The sequence below is a fragment of the Sphingomonas sp. genome (assembly GCF_042095875.1).
In the GTDB taxonomy this organism is placed as follows: Bacteria; Pseudomonadota; Alphaproteobacteria; order Sphingomonadales; family Sphingomonadaceae; genus Sphingomonas.
Window position 1 is genome coordinate 59,196 of record NZ_JBELMJ010000003.1, and the last position, 22,408, is coordinate 81,603.

Below are 22,408 nucleotides of genomic sequence, written 5' to 3' on the forward strand. Positions count from 1 at the left end.
TGCCTACATCGCGGCCATGTCGCGTCCCAAGCCCGCCACCTTCGACAAGAAGAAGATTGTTGCCGAGAATCGCCGCGCGCGGTTCGACTACGCGGTCGACACCGTCTACGAGGCGGGCATCGTCCTGACTGGCACCGAGGTGAAGTCGCTCCGCTTTGGCGAGGGCTCGATCGCGGAGAGCTACGCCGAGGTGCGCGGCGACGAGGTGTGGCTGGTCAATTCCAACGTGCCCGAATTCAGCCACGGCAACCGCTTCAACCACGAGGCGAAGCGTCCGCGTAAACTCCTGCTTCACGAGCGCGAGATTAACAAGCTCCACGGCGCGGTCGCGCGCGAGGGCATGACGCTCGTGCCGCTGACCGTCTACTTCAACGGACAGGGTCGTGCCAAAGTGGAGTTGGCGTTGGCGAAGGGCAGGAAGGCGCACGACAAGCGCGAGCACATCAAGGAACGCGAGTGGAAGCGCGATGCCGGGCGCATCATGCGCGATCACGGCTGATGGCGTCGCGCCCGATGACCGTGTGGGATCGCATGGCCGCGTGGAGCAGGCGCAACCTGCCGACGCGCGAGTCGATGGAGAACAGCCGCATGCTGCGGCCGGTCGCGCACCGCGTGCTCGCGCCCGAACTGTGGCGCTTCACGCGCCGGTCGGTGCCGCGCGGCGTGGCGCTCGGCATGGTCGCGGGCATCATGTTCCCGGTCGGGCAGATCGCGATCGCGGCGCTGATCGCGCTGCCGTTCCGCGCCAACGTGCCGGTGGCGGCACTCGTCACCTTCATCACCAACCCGCTGACGACGCCGTTCATCCTGTTCGCGGCCTATCAGATCGGCGCCTGGCTGCTCCGCTCGGACGCGGCCGCGGTCGCGCAGCCCGTCGCGGAAGCGGCGATGACGTGGCTGCAGTGGCTGGGGCAATTCGGGCCCAACCTGATCCTGGGGCTGCTCGTCATCGCCGCAGTCAGCGCGGTCACCGGCTACGCGGTGGCGGCGCTCGGTTGGCGATTGTGGATCGCGCGCAAATGGAAGGCGCGGCACGAGCGCATCTGATAGTCGCCGCTCTGGCGCCGGCCCGGTTGTCGGCTTAAGGCTGCATCCTTGTTCCGGCATGGGTAGCGGTTGATGTGTCGTTCGATCCTGTTTCCCGCGCAGTCCGTCGCGAACGCTGAGCTACCTACATACAGCCTCGCCCGCGCCATCGACGCGCGGCGCGGTTGAGGCGGCCTTGTCCGAAGTGAACCACTCGGTGACCGGCGGCGGGCGCGCCGCGCTGCTGATCGCGGTGGCGGCTGGCGCGGTCGCGGGCGGTATCGTGCTGTGGCTGGTCGGCAGCGTGATCGTCGCGGCGGGCTTCGTCGCGGCGGCGGTCATCCTGACCGGGGTGGCGCTCGCGATCAGGACCGCGCTCCCGACGCGAACGCAGGAGGCACCCGCGACCGACTGGTCGCTGGCCGCCGCGCTCGCGGGCGCCAACGCCGACGCGGTCGCGGTGACCGGGCAGAGCGGGCATCTCGTCTGCGCGAACGAGGCGTACGAGGCGCTCTGTGGCGGTCTCGCGACACCGCCCGGTCTCGCGCTCGCCGAACCCGACCTCGTCGCGCTGACCGCGGCCGGTCGCGACGCGTGGCGGGACGGTCGCGCAGCTCTCGCGCGCGTCGAGGTGGCCGGAACGCCGGTCGCGGTCGAGATCACGCGGTCCGGTCACGCCGGCGATCACCTCATCTGGCGCTTCGTCGGACAGCGCGCCGGCGACACCCGACAGTCGCTCGCGCGGGAGATCGACGGTCCGCTCGGTGACCGGCTCGGCGAAGCCGGTATCATGGCGGCGGTGATGACGCCGGCCGGTCGGGTGATCGCCGCCAACCGCGTGCTCGCCGCGCGCGCGACCGGGCAGCGGAACGCGTCGATCGAGGGGCAGGATCTCGCCCAGCTCCTCGTCGGCGACCCGGGCGGCAGCGTTCGTTTCGCGCGCGACGAGGAAGCGGGGCCGCTGCGCCTGCTCCAGGTCGCGCTCGGCTCCGATCAGCAATCGCCCGTGCTCGTCGGGCTCGTCGACGATCTGGCTGCCGCATCCCCGGTCGGTGATCCGCAGGACGTGCAGACGTTGCTGTCGATCATTCCCTTCGGCCTCGCGCTGGTCGACCGCGAGGGGCGCTTCACCGCAATGAATGCCGCCTTCGCGCGGATGGCGGGGGTGGAGCCGTCCGCCCCGCCGCTCTATCCGGGCGACCTGGTAGTGCGCGAGGACAAGGCGGCCGTCGCCGACGCGGTGCGTCGCTTTACGACCGGCGGCGCGCAATCGGCCGATCTCGCGATCCGGCTGAAGGATCATCCCGACGAGCCGCTCGCCTTGTCGATCGCGGCGACGCGCGGCTTCGGCGGCGCCTCCGTCCTGCTGTCGTTCAAGGACAATGGCGAGGAGAACCGATTGAAGCGCGAGGTCGCGCAGGCGACCAAGATGCAGGCTGTCGGCCAGCTCGCCGGCGGTGTCGCGCACGATTTCAACAACATTCTCACCGCGATCATCGGCCACTGCGACCTGATGTTGATGCGCCACTCCCCCGGCGACAGCGATTACGACGACATCCAGCAGATCCGCGCCAATTCGAACCGCGCCGCGAGCCTGACGCGCCAATTGCTCGCCTTCTCGCGCCAGCAAACACTCCGCCCGCAGGTGCTGCAACTGCCCGACGTCGTGTCCGAGGTGTCGACGTTGCTGCGCCGCCTGCTCGGCGAGACGGTGGTGCTGGAGGTCAAGCACGGCCGCGACCTGGGCGCAGTGCGCGCCGATCCGGGGCAGCTCGAACAGGTCGTCGTAAACCTAGCGGTCAACGCGCGCGACGCGATGCTCGCGAAGGGCCCAAGTGCTACCGGCGGCGGGCGCGTCACGATCCAGACGCGCGCCGCCACCATCGCCGAGCTGCGCGCGCGCGGCACCGATATTATGCCGCTCGGCGACTATACCGCGCTGGAGATCGCCGACACGGGGACCGGCATTCCGCCCGACGTGCTGCCGAAGATCTTCGAGCCGTTCTTCACCACCAAGGAGGTCGGCAAGGGCACCGGGCTCGGCCTGTCGACCGTCTACGGCATCGTGAAGCAGTCGGGCGGGTACATCTTCGCCGACTCGCGGCCCGGGCAGGGCGCCACCTTCACCATCTACTTCCCGGTGCACGCCGTCGGCGACGAAGCCGCCACGCCGCGCAAGGCGCCGCGCACCAAGCCCAACGACTCCTGGGGCAGCGGCACGATCCTGCTGGTGGAGGACGAGGACATGGTTCGCGCCATCGCCGAGCGCGCGCTGACGCGGCAGGGCTACACCGTGCTCGCCGCCGACCACGGCGAGGCGGCGCTGGAGCTGCTGGAGACCGCCGAGCGCCCCAGCCTTATCGTGTCGGACGTGATGATGCCGGTGATGGACGGACCGACGCTCGCGCGCGCGGTGCGCGAACGTTATCCCGACATTCCGATCTTGTTCATGTCGGGCTACGCGGAGGAGCAGCTGCGGCGCTCGATCGACCTCGACAACGTCGCTTTCCTGCCCAAGCCGTTCTCGGTCCAGCAACTCGCCGAGGCCGCGCGCGACGCGCTCGCGAGCGCTTGATCTCGATCAACTATATAAGCGTGAAGGTTGCGCTCGCCCGAACCCGCGTTATGGCACGCTTCCGATGACGATGCGCGTGCTCCTGGTCGAAGACGAACCGCTGATCGCGATGATGCTCGAGGACTTCCTCGACGCGCTCGACCGCCAGCATGCCGGCACCGCCGACAGCGTCGCCGCGGCGCTGCCGATGGTGGAGGAGGGTGCGCTCGACGCCGCGATCCTCGACGTCAACCTGCGCGGCGGCGAGAAGAGCTTCGCGATCGCGGAGGCGCTTGCCGCCAGGAACATCCCGTTCGTCTTCGCCAGCGGCGGCGGCGGCGAGGATATCGCGCCCGAGTACCGCGATCGTCCGATGCTGCCCAAGCCCTATACGATGGAAGGCGTCGAGCAGGCACTCGCCAAGCTGGGCTGAGTTGAGCTGGGCTTGGCTTGGCTTGGCCGGGCTGATCTGCGCGAACTTTTCTGTCTCTGCGCAGCTTCGAGGCTTGCCATAGCTTGCGCGCCCGCAGCATAGCCCGCGCACCATGATCACACGTTTCGACAAGAACCGCCTGCCGAGCCGCCACGTTTCGGTCGGTCCTGAGCGCGCCCCGCACCGTAGCTATTACTACGCGATGGGCCTCACCGAGGAGGAGATCGCGCGCCCGTTCGTGGCACTCGCCTCCGCCGGCAACGACAGCGCGCCGTGCAACACCACGCTCGACGCGCAGGCCGATGCCGCGCGCCGCGGGGTGGAGCAGGGCGGGGGCATGCCGCGCCGCTTCAACACCATCACGGTCACCGACGGGATCGCGATGGGGCACCAGGGCATGAAGTCGAGCCTCGTCAGCCGCGAGGTCATCGCCGACTCGGTCGAACTTTCGGTCCGCGGCCACTGCTACGACGCGCTGGTCGGCTTCGCGGGCTGCGACAAGTCGCTGCCCGGCATGATGATGGCGATGCTCCGGCTCGACGTGCCCTCGATCTTCGTCTACGGCGGCTCGATCCTGCCGGGCCGGTTCGAGGACCGCGACGTGACCGTCGTCGACGTGTTCGAGGTCGTCGGCCGCTACGCCGCGGGTACGTGCCCGATCAGCGAGGTGCACGCGCTGGAAAAGGTGGCATGTCCGGGACACGGCGCGTGCGGCGGGCAGTACACCGCCAACACGATGGCCTGCGTCGGCGAGGCGATCGGATTGTCTTTGCCGAACAGCAACATGGTGCCTGCACCTTATACCTCGCGCGAGCAGATCGCGGTCGCGGCGGGCGCGCAGGTGATGGAATTACTCGCCGCCAACATCCGCCCGCGCGACATCTGCACGCGCGCGGCGTTCGAGAATGCCGCGCGCATCGTCGCGGCGACCGGCGGATCGACCAATGGCGCGCTCCACCTGCCCGCGATGGCGCACGAGGCGGGGATCGACTTCGACCTGTTCGATGTCGCCGAGGTCTTCAAGACCACGCCCTACATCGCCGACCTGAAACCCGGCGGCAAGTACGTCGCCAAGGACATGTACGAGGCCGGGGGCGTCTACATGCTGATGAAGACGCTGCTCGGCGAAGGGTTGCTCAACGGCGACTGCCTGACCGTTACCGGCCGCACACTGGCCGAGAACATCGACGAGGTGACCTGGAACCCCGAACAGAAGGTGATCTACGACGCGCGCGCGCCGATCACCCCGACCGGCGGCGTCGTGGGGCTGCGCGGCAGCCTCGCCCCCGACGGCGCGATCGTGAAGGTCGCCGGCATGCACCGGCTCCAGTTCGAGGGGCCGGCGCGTTGCTTCGACTGCGAGGAGGACGCCTTCGCCGCGGTCGAGGCGCGCGCGATCCGCGAGGGCGAGGTCGTCATCATCCGCTACGAAGGACCGAAGGGCGGCCCCGGCATGCGCGAAATGCTGTCCACCACCGCCGCGCTATACGGACTCGGCATGGGGGAGAAGGTGGCGCTCATCACCGATGGCCGCTTCTCCGGCGCGACGCGCGGCTTCTGCATCGGCCATGTCGGGCCGGAGGCGGCGGACGGCGGCCCGATCGCGCTGGTCGAGGACGGCGACACGATCCGCATCGACGCCGAGGCGGGCACGATCGACCTCCACGTCGCCGACGACGTGCTGGCGGATCGCCGCGCGCGCTGGCAGGCGCGGCGCAACGACTATGGCTCGGGCGCATTGTGGCGTTATGCTCAGAATGTCGGTCCCGCCTACAAGGGCGCTGTCACCCATCCCGGCGCGCAGGCGGAGACGCATGTCTACGCGGATATCTAGCGCGCTCCTGCTCGCTGCGCTCGCCGCTGCCTGCTCGCCTGAGCAGACCGCGAACACTCAGGTTCTGGCCAATGTCGAGGCAATGCAGGATCAGGAGGCGGCCGACGACGGTCTGATCAACTGCGCGGTCGGCGCGGCGGCGACGCTGTCGCGCGTGTGCAGCGTCGAGCGGCAGGAGGCCGATCGCGGGCTGCTGCTGACCGTGCGGCACCCCGACGGCGGCTTTCGCCGATTGCTGGTGACCAAGGACGGCCGCGGCGTGATCGCCGCCGACGGGGCGCAGCCGGCGCAGGTGACACTGGTCGGCAACAACGAGATCGAGGTCGCGCTCGGCGACGACGTCTACCGACTGCCCGCGACCGTGAAGGGTGCGGCGAAGCAGTGAAATCGATCGAGGGTGCCGCGGTGCTGACCGCGGCCGCGACGCGCGAGGCGGAGGCACGCGCCTTCGCGGCCGGTGTCGAACCGTTCGCCATGATGCAGCGCGCAGGGCAGGCGTGCGCGCACGCGATCCGGCGCGTCTCCGTCGGCGGTGAGGTGCTGGTGCTGTGCGGCCCCGGCAACAATGGCGGCGACGGCTATGTGATCGCCGCCACGCTCGCGTCCGCCGGCCACCCGGTGCGCGTCGCCGCGCTCACCGAGTCGCGCACCGACAGCGCCAAACAGGCATGTGACGGTTGGACCGGGCCGGTCGAACCGCTCGCCTCTGCCGCTCCTGCGCCCGTGCTCGTCGACGCGCTGTTCGGCATCGGCCTGACGCGCAAGCTGGACGACGACGTGGCAGCGACCCTCAACCGCCTGTCGCGTGCGGCGCGCCTGACGATCGCGGTCGACCTGCCGAGCGGCGTCGACACCGACAGCGGGGCGCTGTTCGGCTGCCCGGCACCCGTCGACATCACGCTGGCGCTCGGCGCGCTCAAGCCCGCCCATCTGCTGCAGCCCGCCGCCGCGCGTTGCGGCGCGGTGCGGCTGCTCGACATCGGCATCGAGGCGGACGATCGCACGCGGGTGCTGGCGACCCCCATACTGCCCGCGCCAGGGCCGAGCGCGCACAAGTTCAACCGCGGCATGGTCGCGATCATCAAGGGGCGGATGACGGGCGCGAGCGAGCTTGCGGCGCGCGCGGCGATGCACGCGTCCGCGGGCTACGTCGCGTTGCTCGGCGCGACGATCCCCGCCGCACCGCACGCGCTCGTCCGCCGCGCGCTCAGCGACGAGTCGCTCGGCGACCCGCGGATCGGCGCGCTGGTGGTCGGCCCCGGGCTTGGCCGCGACGGCTCGATGCGCGCGCTGGTCGAGCGCGCGCTCGGCACCGACCACCCGCTCATCGTCGACGGTGACGCGCTCCACCTCGTGACACCCGAGCAGCTCCGCGCCCGCGCCGGACCGGTCATCCTGACGCCGCACGCCGGCGAGTTCGTCGCGCTGTTCGGCGACGGGCCGGGCAGCAAGCTCGACCGAGCGCGCGACGCCGCCCGGGCCGCCGGTGCCGTCGTCGTCTTCAAGGGCGCGGACACCGTCATCGCCGCGCCCGACGGCCGCGCGCGCCTGTCCCCGTCCGCGAGCAACTGGCTCTCCACCGCCGGCAGCGGCGACGTGCTGGCCGGCGCGATCGCCGCCTGCCTCGCCGCCGGGCTCGACCCGCTCGACGCCGCCGCCGCGGGCGTGTGGCTCCACGGCGAGGCGGCGCGCGCGCTCGGCCCGGCCTTCATCGCGGACGACCTCGCAAGGGCTCTGGCGGGGGCGCGCGCCGCTGTCGCGTGACGTGGCGCGCGAACCGCTCTAGGGCGCGGCGATGAGCATCATCACACGCGTCGCGGCGCGCGGCGAGGGCGTGGCCGAGGACGGCCGCCACGTCGCGTTCGCCGCACCCGGCGACACGATCGCGCCCGACGGCAGCATAACCCCCGGCCCGCACCACCAGACGCCGCCGTGTCGCCACTTTCCCGAGTGCGGCGGTTGCCAGCTCCAGCACCTCGACGACGAGAGCTGGTCCTCCTTCCTGACCGACCGCGTCGCCGGCGCGCTCGCCGCGCAGGGGCTCGCGACCGAGATCCGCGCAGCCCAGCTATCGCCGCCGCGCACCCGCCGCCGCGCGACGCTCCACTACGATCCCGCCGGCCGGCTCGGCTTCTCGGGCGAGAAGAGCCACCAGCTGATCGACATGCACGAGTGCCACGTGCTCGCGCCCGAACTGTTCGCGCTGGTGCGCCCGCTCAAGCGGCTGCTGCCGGTGTTCAAGCCCAGGCGCCGCCTCGACGTCCACCTGATCCTCGCCGACCAGGGCGTCGACGTGCTGGTCACCGGCGTCACGCCGTCCGGGCTCAAGCACGCCGACGCGATCGCCGACTTCGCGCAGGCGCACCGGGTCGCGCGGATCGCGTTCGACGACGGGATCGGCGCGGAAACCCACTGGGAGCCCGACGCGGTCACAATCACGCTCGGCGGCACGCCCGTCCCGCTGCCGCCCGCCGCCTTCCTCCAGGCGACGCGCGAGGGCGAGGCGGCGCTGGTGGCAGCGGTGAAGGAGGCAATCGGCACGCCGCGCATCACCGCCGACCTGTTCGCCGGCCTCGGCACCTTCGCGCTGTCGCTGCCGGGCCGCGTCTACGCCGCCGAAGGAGGGCGCGACGCGATCCTGTCGCTCAAGGCCGGTGCCGACCGCGCGCAGCGGCCGGTCTTTACCGAGCACCGCGACCTCTACCGCCGCCCGCTCACCACCGCGGAGCTCGATCGCTTCGACGCAATCGTGCTCGACCCGCCACGCGCGGGCGCGCGCGAGCAGATCGATGCACTCGCCGCGGCGCGCGTTCCGCACGTCGCTTACGTTTCGTGCAATCCCAGCAGCTTCGCCCGCGACGCGAAGATCATGTGCGAGGGTGGCTACCGCCTCCACTGGGTCGTCCCCGTCGGACAGTTCCGCTGGTCGACCCACACCGAACTCGCGGCGCGTTTCTCGCGCCAGTGACGCGCGATCAGTAATCCGCGGCGACGAAGAACAGCCCGTCGGGCGGCGCGTTGAGCCCCAGTTGCGCGCGGTCCGCCGCTTCTAGCGCCTCGCGCAGCCGCTCGACGCTCCAGCGTCCGAGCCCTACGAGCACCAGGCAGCCGACCATCGAGCGCACCTGATGATGGAGGAAGGACCGCGCGGCCGCCTCCACCACCACGCGATCGCCCGCGCGTCGGACGCCCAGCCGCGCGAGCGTCTTGACCGGGCTCGCCGACTGGCAGTGAACCGAGCGAAAGGTCGTAAAATCGTGCCGCCCGACCAGCACCTGCGCGCCCGCGTGCATCGCCGCTGCGTCGAGCGGCTGCGGCACCTGCCACGCCAGCCCGCGCTCGACCGTCAGCGGCGCGCGGCGATTGACGATGCGGTATTCATAACTGCGCCCCCGGCACGAGAAGCGCGCGTGCCAGTCGTCCGCCACCGCCTCGCACGCCAGCACCGCGACCGGCTCCGGCCTGAGCCGGGCGTTCAGCGCCTCCATCAGCCGAAACGGCGTGATCGCCTTGGCCACGTCGACGTGCGCGCGCATTGCGAGGCCGTGAACCCCCGCGTCGGTCCGCCCGGCCGCGTGCACCGTCACCGCCTCGCCCGTGATCGTGTGCAGCGCTTCCTCGATCGCGCCCTGCACGCTGGGCCCGTGCGGCTGGCGCTGCCAGCCCATGAACGGTCGCCCGTCGAACTCGACCATCAGCGCGAAGCGCGTCACGCGAGCTCAGTCCCCGACCGAACCGGAAAGCCGCGCAGCAGCTCCGCCGCGCTCGTCACCCCGCGCCCGGCACGCTGCACCAATGTCGGGCGCAGCGCGCCGTCGCCGCAGCCGATCGTCAGCGCCGCGTCGACCGTCACGCCCTCGCCGCCGGGAAAGGTGAAGGGCAGCACGTCAGCGGCGAGGATCTTCACGCGCTCGCCCGCGACCTCGAACCACGCGCCCGGCGCGGGGTTGAGCCCGCGCACCATCCGCTCGATCGCGCCGGCGCTCAGCGTCCAGTCGATCTTCGCTTCCGCCTTGCTGATCTTTGCGGCATAGGTCACGCCGTCGCCCGGCTGCGGCACCGGCGGGTGCGCGTCCACGTCGCCCAGCACCGCGACCATCAATCGCGCGCCCAGCTGCGCCAGCTCGGCGGTTAGCTCGCCCGCGGTCTTGTGGTCCACGGGCATCCGCCCCTCCAGTCGCACCGGTCCGGTGTCGAGCCCGGCCTCCATCTGCATGATCCCGACGCCCGTCTCCGCGTCGCCCGCGATGATCGCGCGCTGGACCGGCGCCGCCCCGCGCCAGCGCGGCAGCAGCGAGCCGTGGACGTTCAGGCACCCGAGCCGCGGCGCGTCGAGCACCGCCTGCGGCAGGATCAGTCCGTAGGCGGCGACCACGCCTACATCGGCGTCCAGTGCGGCGAACGCGGCCTGCTCCTCCGCGCTCTTGAGCGACACCGGGGTGCGCACCGCGATGCCGAGCGCCTCCGCGCGCCGCTGCACCGGGGAGGCGACCAGCTCGCGCCCGCGCCGTCCACCCGGTCGAGGCGGCTGGCTGTAGGCCGCGACGATCTCGTATCCCGCATCCACCAGCGCGTCGAGCGTCGGCACCGCGAAGTCTGGGGTTCCCATGAAGACGATCCGCATGGATGCGGCCTTTCCCACAACGCGCCCGCCCAGTCACCCCGCGCTGCGTCACCCCGCACGCTGGCGCTCGCCCAGGCGCATCGCCATATACCGAGCATGGCATCCCCCGAGATTGAGGCGCTGACGCAGGCGCTGTCCCGTCTGCCCGGCTTCGGTCCCCGCTCGGCCCGGCGCGCGGTGCTGCACCTGGTCAAGAAGCGCGAGAACGCGCTCGTCCCCTTGCGTGCCGCGCTGACCGCGGTCGAGGAACGGCTGTCGACCTGCTCGACCTGCGGCAACGTCGACACCAGCGATCCGTGCGCGATCTGCGCCGACTCGCGCCGCGACCTGCGAGCGCTGTGCGTGGTGGAGGACGTGAGCGACCTGTGGGCGCTGGAGCGCTCGCGGCTGTTCCCCGGCCGCTTTCACGTGCTCGGCGGGCGCTTGTCCGCGCTCGAAGGCGTCCGGCCGGAGGACCTCGCGATCGAACCGCTCGTCGCGCGCGTCGCCAAGGGCGAGATCGACGAGGTCGTGCTAGCGATGAACGCCACGTTGGAAGGGCAGACGACTGCACACTACGTCGCCGACCGGCTGGAGCGCTATCCGGTCCGTCTGACGCAGCTCGCGCACGGCCTGCCGGTCGGCGGCGAGCTCGACTATCTCGACGAGGGCACGCTCGCGCAGGCGCTGCGCGCGCGCCGTCCTGTCGCCTGACCGCATCGCTTGACGCTGCAATGACAGCGACCTAGCTGCCCCCGTCATGGCCATTCTCCCGATCGTCGAAGTACCCGATCCCGTCCTGCGCAAGGTGTGCGAACCCGTCACCCACGTCACCGACGAGGTGCGCGGCATCGTTTCCGACATGTTCGATACGATGTACGACGCGCGCGGCATCGGTCTCGCCGCGAGCCAGGTCGGCATCCTCCAGCGCATCGTCGTCATCGACCTGCAGGAGCGGCCCGAGGGTGACGCGGGCGGTGACGAGGCCGTGGAGGACGAGGCGGAAGCCGACGCCGACGGCACGCGCAACCCGCACGCCTTCATCAATCCCGAGCTGGTGTCGGTCAGCGAGGAAACCTCGACCTACAACGAGGGCTGTCTCTCGATCCCCGAGCAATATGCCGAGGTCACCCGCCCGGCGCGCTGCCATGTCCGCTGGCTCGACACCGACGGCCAGCCGCGCGAGCAGGAGTTCGACGGGCTGATGGCGACGTGCATGCAGCACGAGATCGACCATCTGAACGGCGTGCTCTTCACCGATCACATCTCGCGATTGAAGCGCGGCATGTTGATGAAGAAGCTCGACAAGATGCGCCGCAACGGCTGACGGCCCTACTCCCATCCTTGGAAGGGAGGGGCTGGGGGTGGGTAGGTTCCGCGCGGAGCATCGCGTAGGTGAGCCGAGCGTAACCTCGGACCTACCCCGCGGCGCGGCTGCTTTCCCACGGCCCACCCGCGCTTTAAATCCCCACTATCCTACCACAAGCGTTCGATCTATGTTCCGCCCCATGTCCTTACCACGGGCGGGTAGAGGCGCGGCGACGATGCGCGTTGGCCTCACCTTAGCCCCACCTTCCGGAGCGCCGCATGGCCGAGACACTGCTGATCGCCCTCGTTGCCCTAGTCATCGGCGCGGCACTCGGCTGGTTCCTGACGCGCCAGGCGGCGAGCGGCGTGGCGGCCGAGCGTGACCAGCTCCGCGGTGAGCGTGATGCCGCCCGCGCCGAGCGCGACGCGCAGACCGAGCAGTTCCGCCGCGCGATCGCCGACCTGGCGGGGGCGGAGGAACGCGCCCGTGCCGCCGAGCAGCTCCGCCTCGACCTCGCCCAGGCGCGCGACGAACGCGAGACCGCGCGGCTTCACGTCTCGCGGCTGGAGGCGGAGGGCCGTGCCGCCGAGCAGCGGATCGCCGACCTGAAGGTCGCCGCCGACGAGATGAGCCTGCGCTTCAAGGAAGTCGCGCAATCCGCGCTCGGCGACGCGCAGAAGCAGTTCCTCGAGCGCGCCGAGGCCCGCCTGCGTCAGAGCGAGGAGGCGACGGGGCAGGGCATCAAGGCGCTGCTGCAACCCGTCAACGACCGCCTGCTGCGCTACGAGGAGGGCGTGCAGCGGATCGAGGCGGAGCGCCGCGACGCGTTCGGGCAACTCCACGGCCAGATCGAGGCGATGCGCGCGGGGCAGGAGCGTGTCTCCGGCGAGGCGGCCAAGCTCGTCAACGCGCTGCGCAACGCGCCCAAGGCGCGCGGCCGCTGGGGCGAGCAGCAGCTGCGCAACGTGCTCGAGTCGTGCGGGCTCGCCGAGCATACCGACTTCCAGATGGAGGTCAGCGTCGCGCTCGACGACGGCGCGCGGCTGCGCCCCGACGCGATCGTCCGCATCCCCGGCGGCAAGTCGCTGATCATCGACGCCAAGGTGTCCTTGAACGCCTATCAGGACGCGTTCGGCGCGGTGGACGAGAACGAGCGCCAGCTCGGGCTCGCCGCGCACGCTTTGTCGATGCGCAACCACGTCAACGCGCTCGGCGCCAAGGCTTACTGGACGCAGTTCGACGACGCGCCCGATTACGTCATCATGTTCGTGCCCGGTGAGCATTTCCTCGGCGCCGCGCTGGAGCACGATCCCAAGCTGTGGGACGACGCCTTCGATCGCCGCGTGCTGCTCGCCACGCCGACCAACCTGATCGCGATCGCGCGCACCGTGTCGGCGGTCTGGCGGCAGGAGAAGCTCGCCGCGCAGGCGCAGGAGATTGCGACGCTCGGCAAGGAACTCTACGGCCGGCTAGCGGTGATGGGCGGCCACGTGGCCAAACTCGGCAAGAACCTCGACACCGCGATGGGCGCGTACAATTCCTTCGTCGGCAGCCTCGAGAGTCAGGTGCTGACCAGCGCGCGCCGCTTCGAGGCGCTCAACATCGACACCGGCACCAAGTCTATCGAATCGCTGCCGGTCGGCGAGCAGGCGGTTCGCCCGCTGACAAAGCTCAGCTACGACGCGGCGGTCGAGTAGGAGGGCAGCGAAAACAGGATCAGGACCGCATCAGCCCCATGGCAACCGTCACCAGCCGCGCCGCGATCTGCGCGCACTGGCGGTGCGGGTCGTCACGGTCGGGCACGTACTCGGCCAGGATCAGCCCGACGATCGTTCCGCGCGCGGCGAGGCCGTGGAGCAGGTCGAGGCAATCCTCGTAGGTCAGCCCGCCCGGCGTCGGCATCGCCACCGCGGGAAAGGCGGCAGGATCGATCCCGTCGCAGTCGATCGACACGACGTATCGCTCGCCCGCCGGTCTCTCGCCCAGCACCGCTTCCGCCCCGCGCCGGTGCCACTCGCGCGCGGTGACGATCTGGTCGCCGAACGCGCGCGCGTCATCGTGCTGCCACGCCTCGCCGCTGCCCAGGCCGCGGATGCCGACCTGCAGCATGCCGGTGACCCACGGCATCTCCGCCACCCGCCGCATCGGCGAGCCGTAGCCATTGTCCTCACCCTGGATCGTCCCGCCCCAGTCGACGTGCGCGTCGACCTGCACCACGGTGATCGGTCCGAACCCGTCGTAGGCGGCGAGCACCGGGATCGGCACCGAATCGTCGCCGCCCAGCACGACCGGCCGCGACCCCGCCGCCAGCACCCGCTCGACCGCAGCGGCGATCCGGTGTCGGTTGCCGCCAGAGTCGTGCAGCTTGGTGACGACGTCGCCGATATCGACCCCGACCTGCTCCCGCGGCGCGCCCTTCTCCAGCAACGTCGCGCCGAGGTCGAAATCATGCTGGAAGACCTGACCCGCGAACTGCTGCGACGCGGCGCGGATCGCACCCGGCGCGTCGGCGGAATGGCTGCGCCTCGCCGGGTCGTACGGCGTCGCCTCCGCCGCGCCCAGCACCACGACGGGCGTGTCGGGCAGGTCGTCGAGCGTGGCGGCGGGCAGGCGGAGGAAGGTGGGAAAGCCGGTGGTCACGCCGCTGCAAACCCGCGGGGACGCGCTTCGTTGCCGCTCAGCGGTGCCGGGCGAGCACCTCGTACGCCATCACCGCGGTCGCCACCGCCGCATTCAGGCTGTCGGCCTTGCCCAGCATCGGCAGCTTGACCAGCAGGTCGCACGCGGCCTCATACTCGTCGGGCAGGCCCTGCGCCTCGTTCCCCGTCAGCAGGAACGTCGGCGCGGCATAGTCGGCACCGCGGTAGTCGTGCTCGGTCTGCAGGCTCAGCCCCACCAACTGCCCCGGTCCGGCGCGCAGCCAGTCGACGAACGAAGACCATTCGGTGCGGACGATCGGCACGGTGAACAGCGCCCCCATGCTGGCGCGCACCGCCTCGACCGAGAAAGCATCGACGCACTCGCCGACCAGGATCAGCCCGCCCGCGCCGACCGCGTCCCCGGTGCGCAGGATCGTGCCGAGGTTTCCGGGGTCGCGCAGCCGTTCCGCCACCAGCCAGATCGGCGAGGATGTCCGGTCGAGCGCCGATAATGATGTCTCGAAAGCGGCGAAGACGCCGACCACCGCCTGCGGATTGTCCTTTCCCGACAGCTTGGACAGGATATCCGGCGTCGTCTCGATCGCCTCGCCGCCCGAACCTTCGACCGCGTGGATCAGCGCCGCGACGAGTGGGTGCCCGGCCGAGACCGCGGCGAAGAACAGATAGCGCGGCACGCGCCCGGTCTCGCGTGCCTCCGTCAGGATACGCAATCCTTCGGCCAGGAACATGCCCTGTTCGCGGCGATGGCGCTTGTCGCGCAGGTCGCGGACCTGCTTGATCAGCGGGTTGGAGTAAGCGGTGATCGTGCGCGGCATCGGCGAGCTAATCCGGCGGGATCAATCCTCGCCGAATTTGTCCTCCACCAGCGCGCACATCGTCGCGACCACCGCTTCGGCCTGATCGCCCTCGGCGCTGATCGTGATCGTGTCGCCCTTCGCAGCGCCCAGCATCATCAACCCCATGATCGACGTGCCGGTCACGCTGGAGCCGCCGCGCGCGACCTCGACCGCCAACGGCTGCGCGGCGGCGAGCGTCACGAACTTGGCACTGGCGCGCGCGTGCAAGCCCCGCCGATTGGTGATCTCGACGGTGCGCGAGGCGCTCACGCTGCCGCCTCGCCGAGCACTTCGGAGGCGACCGAGATGTACTTTCGCCCCGCCTCGCGCGCCGCGGCGACTGCGGCCACGACCGACATCGACTTGCGCGCCGACTCAAGCCGGATCAGCATCGGCAGGTTGATGCCCGCGATCACCTCGACCCGGCCGCGCTCCATCAGCGAGATGGCGAGATTGGACGGCGTGCCCCCGAACAGGTCGGTCAGCACGATCACGCCGCGCCCGCCGTCGACGTCGGCGATCGCCTGGGCGATGTCGGCGCGGCGCGCCTCCATATCATCTTCGGGACCGATCGCGACGGTCTGGACCTGCTTCTGCGGCCCTACGACGTGCTCCATCGCGGTGACGAACTCGTCGGCCAGGCGGCCATGCGTGACGAGCACCAGCCCGATGATCTGCATTGACTTACCGTTCATTGACCCTGCGGTCGCCCCTCAAGCATGTCATGCGGCGCCGCCGCCAAATCGCGATGCAGAATTGTGGGCGAAAAGCCCGCCTCGCGCAACCGCGCCGCCACGCGCTCCGTCACGTGCACCGATCGGTGTTTCCCGCCGGTACACCCGAAAGCGACCGTGACATAGGGCTTTCCCTCCGCCCGGTAGCGCGGCAGCAGCAGCAGCAGCAGCTCCTCGATCCGGCTCACCGCTTCCTCGTACGATGGGTCTGCGGCGACATAGGCGGCCACGGCGGGGTCGCGTCCCGTTCTGGGGCGCAGCGCCGGCTCCCAGTGCGGATTGCGCAGGAAGCGCATGTCGAACATCAGGTCCGCCTCGGCCGGTACCCCGCGAGAGAAGCCGAACGACTCGATCGTCAGCGTCGTTTCGGCGAGGTCATCCCGCGCGAACGTGGCGCGGACCTGCTGCGCGAGCGCGTTCGCCTTCACCTCGCTGGTGTCGATCAGCCGGTTCGCCCACGATCGCAGCGGCGCGAGCAGGGTCCGCTCGCGCGAGATACCGTCGCGGACGGGACGGTCCTCCGCCAACGGATGCCGTCGCCGCGTCTCGGCGTAGCGGCGCGCGAGTTCGTCGGTGGCGCAATCGAGGAACAGCGTGCCGAGGTCGATATCACCCCGCTCGCGTAAATCCGCGACGCTGTGGATAAAACCTCGTGGATCGAAGTCGCGCGTGCGCGATCCGAACCCGAGCGCCAGCGGGCGCTGCGTCGTTTCGCTGGATTGCGAGCCGTGGAGCAGGCGCGGCAGCAGGACGAGCGGCAGATTGTCGACGGTATCCCAGCCGAGGTCCTCCAGCGTCTTGAGCACGGTCGACTTTCCCGCTCCGGACATGCCGACGACCAGCAGTACCGAAATGGTCACGTCGCGCGCTCCGACAACAGCTGCGCGAGCGCGTACTCGACCTTGATGGCGGCGGACGCAGGTCGCGGGTCGATCACGAACGCGCGCACCTGCTGCTCGGCGACGGTGCACCAGCGCGCTTCCGGCATTCGCGCCACTTCATCGCCAAGCTCTACCACCATCTTGACGACGATCGTGGAGGTGAACGGAACCGCGACGATGCCGACGCCCCTGATTTCGATCTGCCCCGCGATCGTGGCCGGCGCGGTGGCGACCAGTGTCTCGCCGTGACGAGCGACGCCGGTGTAATCGTCGCTGACCAGGGTCGCACCTCGGTCGATCAGGCGCAGGGCGAGATCCGACTTGCCGGCGCCCGAGGCCCCGATCAGCATGACGCCGTGGTCGTTGATCGCCACCGTGGTCGCGTGAACCAAGGTCATTCGCCCTCGACCACGTCGGCGATCGGTAGCTTGACGACGAACCGCGCGCCGCTGAGACGATCTTCGCGGGTTTCCACCACGACGCTGCCCTGGTGCGCCTCGACGATGGTTCGCGCGATCGCGAGCCCGAGCCCCGAGTGCTTGCCGAACGCTTCTTCGCTCGGGCGCACCGAGTGGAAGCGGCGGAAGATTGCCTCGCGCGCCTCCATCGGCACACCTGGCCCCTCGTCTTCGACGCGCACCTCGATGTCGCCATCGACCCGACGCACGCCAATGGAGACGATGCCGCGATCGGGCGAGAAGGACAAAGCGTTGTCGATCAGATTGTCGAACACCCGCTCCAACCGTGCTCCCTCCGCCATGACGGGCACCTGACCCGCGGGCAGGAGGTCGAGGTGAAGCCGCACGTCCCGCACGGTGCCGCGCTGTTCCCGCTGCGCGATCAGGCCGGCGATCATCGCGGTCAGGTCGATCCGCTCGAACTTGGCCCGGCTGAGCTGCGCGTCCAGCCGCGATGCCTCCGAGATGTCGCTGATGAGCCGGTCTAGCCGGTGAACATCGTCCGCCACGATCGCGAGCAGGCGCGCCTGTGCCTCGCGATCGTCGATCCGGGCCAGCGCGTCGACCGCGCTACGCAGCGAAGCCAGCGGGTTCTTCAACTCGTGCGTCACGTCCGCGGCGAACGCCTCGGTCGCGTCGATCCGCGCGCGCAGCGCGAGGCTCATGTCGGAGAGCGCGCGCGCGAGCATGCCGATCTCGTCGCGACGATCTGGCAAGCGCGGCACGACGACCTCGCGCGCGCGACCCAGTCGCACGCGGACCGCGGCGCGCGCCAAGCGACGCAGCGGATCGACGATCGTGCGAGCGAGATACAATGACAGCGCGATCGAGATCGCCAGTGCCGTCAGCACGACGAGGCTCAGGCGATAGCGCTCGACCCGGACCCGCTCGGTGATATCACGCGCGTTGATCGTCGACAGCACGACCGCGCCGCCGGGCAGGGGCGCGGCGGCGGTGATGATGGGGGTGCGATCGGGCGCGCGCCACACCGTCGCCGACAGCGCGCGCGTCGTGCGAGCGACGCGCGGATCGATCCGAGCACGGTCCGCGTCGGCGAGGAAGGCGGGTGAGGAAGGCGCGCGCACGATGAAGTCGATTAGCGCGTCGAGCCAACGCGCCGCACGCTGCCCGACGCCGTCCGTCCGCGGATCGACCAGCGCGAAACCGGTCTCGCCCAATTGCTGGCTGTCGAGCAGCACGCGATCGTCGCGGTCCAGCAGCTGCAAGCGGCCGCCCGTGTCGCGTGCCAGCCGCGTCAGCAGTGCGGGGCGGCTCGACGGCGATGCGGCGTTCAGCGCCTCCGCCATCAGGCCGGCCTCTCGCCGGACCTGCATGACCCGGCTGTCGAGAATGCGTGTGCGGAACGAGTCGAGATAGAAGAACCCGCCGCCGAGCAGCAGCAGCGCGAAAACGTTCACCGCCAGGATACGCGGCGTCAGCGATACCTGGTCAGACCACCGCCGCGCTGGGTCGAGCGGGTCACTCCTCGGAGAAGCGGTAGCCGGCGCCATACAGCGTTTCTATCGACTCGAAGTCGCGGTCGACCTCGCGGAACTTGCGGCGCACGCGCTTGATGTGCGAATCGATCGTGCGGTCGTCGACGTAGATGTCGTCCTGATAGGCGGCATCCATCAACTGGTTGCGCGTCTTCACGATGCCGGGGCGCTGCGCCAGCGTTTCGAGGATCAGGAACTCGGTGACGGTCAGCGTCACGGGCGTGCCGCTCCACGACACGCGGTGGCGCGCGGGATCCATCACCAGCCGCCCGCGCTCGATCGGTCCGGTTGTCTCGGCGTGGTCCGGGTCGGTGCCGGCGGTGAGCTCGGTACGACGAAGGATCGCGCGGATGCGCGCGATCAGCAGCCGCTGGCTGAACGGCTTCGCGATGTAATCGTCGGCGCCGAGCGCGAGGCCGAGCGCCTCGTCGAGCTCGTCGTCCTTGCTGGTCAGGAAGATGACGGGTGTGGTCTGCTTCTCGCGCAGCCGTCTGAGCAGCTCGAGTCCGTCCATCCGCGGCATCTTGATGTCGAGGATGGCGAGGTCGGGCGGGTTCTCGATCAACGCCTTCAGCGCCGCTTCGCCGTCCGGGTACAGTCGCGTGAGGAACCCCTCAGCCTGCAAGGCGATCGACACCGAGGTCAGGATGTTGCGATCGTCGTCGACCAAAGCGATCGTTGCACTCATGGCCGGCTTGCTAGTCGAAACGCACGTCCGGCTCAATGCGCTAACGAGCGCGCCGATGTGACCGTGGCTGTTGGTTGATCCGCACCGCTGGCAGCATGGTGACCCCTACGAGAATCGAACTCGTGTTTTCGCCGTGAGAGGGCGACGTCCTAACCGCTAGACGAAGGGGCCGTGCGCGGTGCGAGGCGCGCTGATACGGTGGCGATCCAATTGCGTCAAGCACGCTTTTGCCGCCGACATGCCGAGAGGGCGGAACGAAAGGTGAGGCGAAGGTGAGGCCAACGCGCGCTCCTTCACCCCGTGCTCGCCGCCCCTCACGCCGCCTTGCGTCGCTCCGCCATCTCGGTGTTGAGCATCTCGGCCAGCAGGAAGGCGAGCTCAAGGCTCTGCCCGGCGTTCAGGCGCGGGTCGCAGTGCGTGTGGTAGCGATCGGCCAGGCTCTGCTCGGTCACGTCGATCGCGCCGCCGGTGCATTCGGTCACGTTCTGCCCCGTCATCTCGGCGTGGATACCGCCCGCGTGCGTGCCCTCGGCGCGGTGCACCGCGAAGAAGCCGCGCACTTCGGCCAGGATGCGGTCGAACGGGCGCGTCTTGTACCCGTTGGCGGCCTTGACGACGTTGCCGTGCATCGGGTCGCACGACCAGATCACCGGATGCCCCTCGCGGGTCACCGCGCGGACGAGGCGGGGAAGGTGCGCCTCGATCTTGTCGTGGCCGTAGCGCGTGATCAGCGTCATGCGACCGGGCACGCGCGCGGGGTTGAGCGTGTCGAGCATGCGCAGCAGCGCGTCGGGCTCCAGACTCGGCCCGCACTTGACGCCGATCGGGTTGCCGATGCCGCGCAGGAACTCGACGTGCGCCGACCCCTCGAACCGGGTGCGATCACCGATCCACAGGAAGTGCGCCGAAGTGTCGTACCAGTCGCCGGTGAGCGAGTCCTGCCGCGCCATCGCCTGCTCGAACGGCAGCAGCAGCGCCTCGTGACTGGTGTAGAAGGTCGTCTGCGACAGCTGCGGCACCGTGTCGGGGCTGATCCCGCACGCTTCCATGAAGTCGAGCGCCTCACCGATGCGGTCGGCGGTCTCGGCATACTTCTTCGCCCATGGACTGCGGCCCATGAAGTCGTGGGTCCAGCGATGGACCTGGTGCAGGTTCGCGTAACCGCCTTGCGCGAACGCGCGCAGCAGGTTGAGCGTCGCCGCCGACTGCGCGTAGGCGCGCACCATCCGCTCGGGATCGGGCACGCGCGAGTCGGGCGTGAACGCGATATCGTTGACGTTGTCGCCGCGGTAGCTCGGCAGTTCGACGCCGTCGATCGTCTCCTGGTCGGCCGAGCGCGGCTTGGCGAACTGCCCCGCCATGCGGCCGAGCTTCACCACCGGCAGCTTGGACGCGAAGGTCAGCACCACCGCCATCTGCAGGATGACCCGGAACGTGTCGCGGATGTTGTTGGGATGGAACTCGGCGAAGCTTTCCGCGCAGTCGCCGCCCTGGAGCAGGAACGCCTTGCCTTCCGCCACCTTCGCCAGGTCGCCCGTCAGGTTGCGCGCCTCGCCCGCGAACACCAGCGGCGGGAAGTTCGACAGGCGATCTGTCGCGTTCCGCAGCGCCGCGGCATCGGGGTAGGTGGGTAGCTGCCGCGCCTCGTGGCGCGTCCAGCTATCGGGTGCCCAATTGGCGGCCATGTTCAATTCCATCACAAAACAAGAGCAACAAACCGTGCGTCAGTTAGCCATTCGGCGCAACGAAGGAAACCTCGCAATCCGACGAGCCGCGATCGCGCCGGTCGATCACGCGTCAGAACAGGTCCAGCGCACCGCCGCGCACGTCCGCCACGACGTAGCCGATCGCCACGATCCAGCCGATCGCGCACAGCGACCACAACATGATCCATTGCCAGCGACGCTGCATGATCCACCCGCCTGCCTGTTCTCGAGTGACGTCAGGCGCGTTCGCCGATGAACTGTCGATGACTGCGTCAGAGCACGCCGGGGAAGGCGCCGCCGTCGATCAGCAGGCTTTGTCCCGTCACGAATCCTGCCTTGTCCGAGCACAGGAAGGCGCAGGCGGCGCCGAACTCGTCGGGCTCGCCGAAACGCCGCGCCGGGATCCGCTCGCGCGCGCGCCGCGCCGCTTCCTCCACGTCGATCCCCTGCGCCTCTGCTGAGAAGGCGTGGACGCCCGCCAGCCGCCGCGTGTCGAACAGGCCGGGCAGCAGGAAGTTGATCGTGACGTTGGCGTGCGCGACCGACCGCGCGACCCCTGCGAGGAACCCGGTCAGCCCGACGCGCGCGCCGCTCGACAGGTCGAGCCCCGCGACCGGTGCCTTGACCGCGGCGGAGGTGATGCAGACGATCCGCCCGAAGCGCCGTTCGACCATGCCGTCGATCACGCGCTGCACCATGCGGATCGGCGTCACCATGTTCGCCTCCAGCCCGGCATGCATCGCCGCGCCGTCGAGCGCGCGAAAGTCGCGTAAGGGTGGCCCGGCATTGTTGTTGACCAGGATGTCGGGTGCGCCACCCGCCGCGGCGACCAGCGCCTCCTGCGTCGCGTCGGCCGCGATGTCGCCGGCGACCGTCTCCACCCGCACACCCGTCTCGTCGCGGATCGCCGTCGCCGCCGCGGCCAGCGCGTCTTCGTCGCGTCCGTTCAGCACCAGCGCGCAGCCCGCCTCGGCGAGCGCCAGCGCACAACCGCGCCCCAGCCCATGACTCGACGCGCAGACGATCGCTGTACGGCCGTTCAGTCCCAGGTCCACGCGCTTACCTTTCCAAAGTGGTGCGATCGTCGATGCGTGCGCTATCGTCCGCTACTGGGCGGCGTGTACGATTTGATGCCGCGCATCCGGCGTTGACGAGCCTTGCGCCGCTTGGCCCAGATCAGCGCCGTTCCG

The 22,408-nt window shown here is 70.1% G+C and carries 23 protein-coding genes and 1 tRNA gene; 11 read left to right on the forward strand and 13 right to left on the reverse strand.

Features of this window, described 5'->3' with window-relative positions:
* Positions 1-16 precede the first annotated feature (16 nt).
* The 8 genes from smpB (at position 17) to ACFDS6_RS02070 (ending at position 8,815) form a co-directional block, all read left to right on the forward strand.
* Complete coding sequence (gene smpB, locus ACFDS6_RS02035) at positions 17-499, forward strand: SsrA-binding protein SmpB (RefSeq protein ID WP_093002347.1); 483 nt, start codon at positions 17-19, stop codon at positions 497-499.
* Complete coding sequence (locus ACFDS6_RS02040; protein WP_375270439.1) at positions 499-1,047, forward strand: DUF2062 domain-containing protein; 549 nt, start codon at positions 499-501, stop codon at positions 1,045-1,047. Before smpB ends, ACFDS6_RS02040 begins: the two co-directional genes overlap by 1 nt.
* A gap of 175 nt (positions 1,048-1,222) precedes the next feature.
* Entirely contained in the window at positions 1,223-3,601 is a 2,379-nt protein-coding gene (locus ACFDS6_RS02045; protein ID WP_375270440.1) for a response regulator, read from the forward strand.
* Between the two features lie 70 nt (positions 3,602-3,671).
* Complete coding sequence (locus tag ACFDS6_RS02050) at positions 3,672-4,013, forward strand: response regulator (RefSeq protein WP_375270515.1); 342 nt, start codon at positions 3,672-3,674, stop codon at positions 4,011-4,013.
* A 112-nt stretch (positions 4,014-4,125) separates the two neighbouring features.
* A complete protein-coding gene (gene ilvD / locus ACFDS6_RS02055; RefSeq protein WP_375270441.1) occupies positions 4,126-5,847 on the forward strand; it encodes a dihydroxy-acid dehydratase in 1,722 nt (573 codons plus the stop codon).
* Entirely contained in the window at positions 5,828-6,232 is a 405-nt protein-coding gene (locus ACFDS6_RS02060) for a hypothetical protein (RefSeq protein ID WP_375270442.1), read from the forward strand. Before ilvD ends, ACFDS6_RS02060 begins: the two co-directional genes overlap by 20 nt.
* Positions 6,229-7,611, forward strand: a complete 1,383-nt coding sequence (locus ACFDS6_RS02065; protein ID WP_375270443.1) for an NAD(P)H-hydrate dehydratase — start codon at positions 6,229-6,231, stop codon at positions 7,609-7,611. The genes ACFDS6_RS02060 and ACFDS6_RS02065 overlap by 4 nt, the downstream gene beginning before the upstream one ends.
* Positions 7,612-7,642: 31 nt before the next feature.
* Positions 7,643-8,815, forward strand: a complete 1,173-nt coding sequence (locus ACFDS6_RS02070) for a class I SAM-dependent RNA methyltransferase (RefSeq protein ID WP_375270444.1) — start codon at positions 7,643-7,645, stop codon at positions 8,813-8,815.
* A gap of 7 nt (positions 8,816-8,822) precedes the next feature.
* Here ACFDS6_RS02070 and truA read toward each other — a convergent pair whose 3' ends face one another.
* Together truA and fmt are read right to left on the reverse strand one after the other, a co-directional pair.
* Positions 8,823-9,560, reverse strand: a complete 738-nt coding sequence (truA, locus tag ACFDS6_RS02075) for a tRNA pseudouridine(38-40) synthase TruA (RefSeq protein WP_375270445.1) — start codon at positions 9,558-9,560, stop codon at positions 8,823-8,825.
* Positions 9,557-10,471: a methionyl-tRNA formyltransferase gene (gene fmt, locus ACFDS6_RS02080; RefSeq protein ID WP_375270446.1), complete on the reverse strand. Its 915-nt coding sequence runs from the start codon at positions 10,469-10,471 to the stop codon at positions 9,557-9,559. Before fmt ends, truA begins: the two co-directional genes overlap by 4 nt.
* Positions 10,472-10,567: 96 nt before the next feature.
* On the opposite strand from fmt, the gene recR reads away from it, so the two are divergent.
* From recR to rmuC, 3 genes are all read left to right on the forward strand, one after another.
* Positions 10,568-11,164, forward strand: coding sequence for a recombination mediator RecR (gene recR / locus ACFDS6_RS02085; protein ID WP_375270447.1), 597 nt, complete (start codon positions 10,568-10,570; stop codon positions 11,162-11,164).
* A 46-nt stretch (positions 11,165-11,210) separates the two neighbouring features.
* On the forward strand, positions 11,211-11,777 hold the full coding sequence (def, locus tag ACFDS6_RS02090; RefSeq protein ID WP_375270448.1) for a peptide deformylase: 567 nt from the start codon (positions 11,211-11,213) through the stop codon (positions 11,775-11,777).
* A gap of 260 nt (positions 11,778-12,037) precedes the next feature.
* The gene (gene rmuC / locus ACFDS6_RS02095; RefSeq protein WP_375270449.1) at positions 12,038-13,456 is read left to right on the forward strand and encodes a DNA recombination protein RmuC; all 1,419 of its coding nucleotides are present in this window, start codon (positions 12,038-12,040) and stop codon (positions 13,454-13,456) included.
* 19 nt (positions 13,457-13,475) lie between these two features.
* Here the strand turns inward: rmuC and ACFDS6_RS02100 are convergent, their stop codons facing one another.
* From ACFDS6_RS02100 to ACFDS6_RS02150, 11 genes are all read right to left on the reverse strand, one after another.
* Positions 13,476-14,399, reverse strand: coding sequence for an arginase family protein (locus ACFDS6_RS02100; protein ID WP_375270450.1), 924 nt, complete (start codon positions 14,397-14,399; stop codon positions 13,476-13,478).
* Between the two features lie 37 nt (positions 14,400-14,436).
* Positions 14,437-15,234, reverse strand: coding sequence for a TrmH family RNA methyltransferase (locus ACFDS6_RS02105; RefSeq protein WP_375270451.1), 798 nt, complete (start codon positions 15,232-15,234; stop codon positions 14,437-14,439).
* A gap of 21 nt (positions 15,235-15,255) precedes the next feature.
* Complete coding sequence (locus tag ACFDS6_RS02110) at positions 15,256-15,525, reverse strand: HPr family phosphocarrier protein (RefSeq protein WP_375270452.1); 270 nt, start codon at positions 15,523-15,525, stop codon at positions 15,256-15,258.
* Entirely contained in the window at positions 15,522-15,929 is a 408-nt protein-coding gene (locus ACFDS6_RS02115) for a PTS sugar transporter subunit IIA (RefSeq protein WP_375270516.1), read from the reverse strand. Before ACFDS6_RS02115 ends, ACFDS6_RS02110 begins: the two co-directional genes overlap by 4 nt.
* Before the next feature lie 17 nt (positions 15,930-15,946).
* Positions 15,947-16,849, reverse strand: a complete 903-nt coding sequence (gene rapZ / locus ACFDS6_RS02120; protein ID WP_375270453.1) for an RNase adapter RapZ — start codon at positions 16,847-16,849, stop codon at positions 15,947-15,949.
* Positions 16,846-17,268 (reverse strand): HPr kinase/phosphorylase, encoded by a 423-nt coding sequence (locus ACFDS6_RS02125; RefSeq protein WP_375270454.1) that lies wholly within the window; start codon positions 17,266-17,268, stop codon positions 16,846-16,848. The genes rapZ and ACFDS6_RS02125 overlap by 4 nt, the downstream gene beginning before the upstream one ends.
* Positions 17,265-18,839, reverse strand: a complete 1,575-nt coding sequence (locus tag ACFDS6_RS02130; RefSeq protein WP_375270455.1) for an ATP-binding protein — start codon at positions 18,837-18,839, stop codon at positions 17,265-17,267. Before ACFDS6_RS02130 ends, ACFDS6_RS02125 begins: the two co-directional genes overlap by 4 nt.
* On the reverse strand, positions 18,808-19,512 hold the full coding sequence (locus ACFDS6_RS02135; RefSeq protein WP_375270456.1) for a response regulator transcription factor: 705 nt from the start codon (positions 19,510-19,512) through the stop codon (positions 18,808-18,810). The genes ACFDS6_RS02130 and ACFDS6_RS02135 overlap by 32 nt, the downstream gene beginning before the upstream one ends.
* Before the next feature lie 96 nt (positions 19,513-19,608).
* A tRNA-Glu gene (locus tag ACFDS6_RS02140) sits at positions 19,609-19,683 on the reverse strand.
* Positions 19,684-19,826: 143 nt separating this feature from the next.
* Positions 19,827-21,197 carry a class II 3-deoxy-7-phosphoheptulonate synthase gene (locus ACFDS6_RS02145; RefSeq protein WP_375270457.1) on the reverse strand — a complete coding sequence of 457 codons (1,371 nt, stop codon included), beginning with the start codon at positions 21,195-21,197 and terminating at the stop codon, positions 19,827-19,829.
* Between the two features lie 293 nt (positions 21,198-21,490).
* Positions 21,491-22,273 carry an SDR family oxidoreductase gene (locus tag ACFDS6_RS02150; protein ID WP_375270458.1) on the reverse strand — a complete coding sequence of 261 codons (783 nt, stop codon included), beginning with the start codon at positions 22,271-22,273 and terminating at the stop codon, positions 21,491-21,493.
* Positions 22,274-22,408: the final 135 nt, after the last annotated feature.

What these genes read in the sequence shown, in the direction of transcription:
- ACFDS6_RS02070 (WP_375270444.1), top strand. Translation starts at nt 7,643, where the DNA reads ATGAGCATCATCACACGCGTCGCGGCGCGCGGCGAGGGCGTGGCCGAG.
- fmt (WP_375270446.1), bottom strand. Translation starts at nt 10,471, where the DNA reads ATGCGGATCGTCTTCATGGGAACCCCAGACTTCGCGGTGCCGACGCTC.
- ilvD (WP_375270441.1), top strand. Translation starts at nt 4,126, where the DNA reads ATGATCACACGTTTCGACAAGAACCGCCTGCCGAGCCGCCACGTTTCG.
- rmuC (WP_375270449.1), top strand. Translation starts at nt 12,038, where the DNA reads ATGGCCGAGACACTGCTGATCGCCCTCGTTGCCCTAGTCATCGGCGCG.
- ACFDS6_RS02145 (WP_375270457.1), bottom strand. Translation starts at nt 21,197, where the DNA reads ATGGCCGCCAATTGGGCACCCGATAGCTGGACGCGCCACGAGGCGCGG.
- recR (WP_375270447.1), top strand. Translation starts at nt 10,568, where the DNA reads ATGGCATCCCCCGAGATTGAGGCGCTGACGCAGGCGCTGTCCCGTCTG.
- ACFDS6_RS02060 (WP_375270442.1), top strand. Translation starts at nt 5,828, where the DNA reads ATGTCTACGCGGATATCTAGCGCGCTCCTGCTCGCTGCGCTCGCCGCT.
- ACFDS6_RS02105 (WP_375270451.1), bottom strand. Translation starts at nt 15,234, where the DNA reads ATGCCGCGCACGATCACCGCTTACTCCAACCCGCTGATCAAGCAGGTC.
- def (WP_375270448.1), top strand. Translation starts at nt 11,211, where the DNA reads ATGGCCATTCTCCCGATCGTCGAAGTACCCGATCCCGTCCTGCGCAAG.
- ACFDS6_RS02125 (WP_375270454.1), bottom strand. Translation starts at nt 17,268, where the DNA reads ATGACCTTGGTTCACGCGACCACGGTGGCGATCAACGACCACGGCGTC.
- ACFDS6_RS02040 (WP_375270439.1), top strand. Translation starts at nt 499, where the DNA reads ATGGCGTCGCGCCCGATGACCGTGTGGGATCGCATGGCCGCGTGGAGC.
- ACFDS6_RS02135 (WP_375270456.1), bottom strand. Translation starts at nt 19,512, where the DNA reads ATGAGTGCAACGATCGCTTTGGTCGACGACGATCGCAACATCCTGACC.
- smpB (WP_093002347.1), top strand. Translation starts at nt 17, where the DNA reads ATGTCGCGTCCCAAGCCCGCCACCTTCGACAAGAAGAAGATTGTTGCC.
- ACFDS6_RS02050 (WP_375270515.1), top strand. Translation starts at nt 3,672, where the DNA reads ATGCGCGTGCTCCTGGTCGAAGACGAACCGCTGATCGCGATGATGCTC.
- ACFDS6_RS02130 (WP_375270455.1), bottom strand. Translation starts at nt 18,839, where the DNA reads ATGGCGCCGGCTACCGCTTCTCCGAGGAGTGACCCGCTCGACCCAGCG.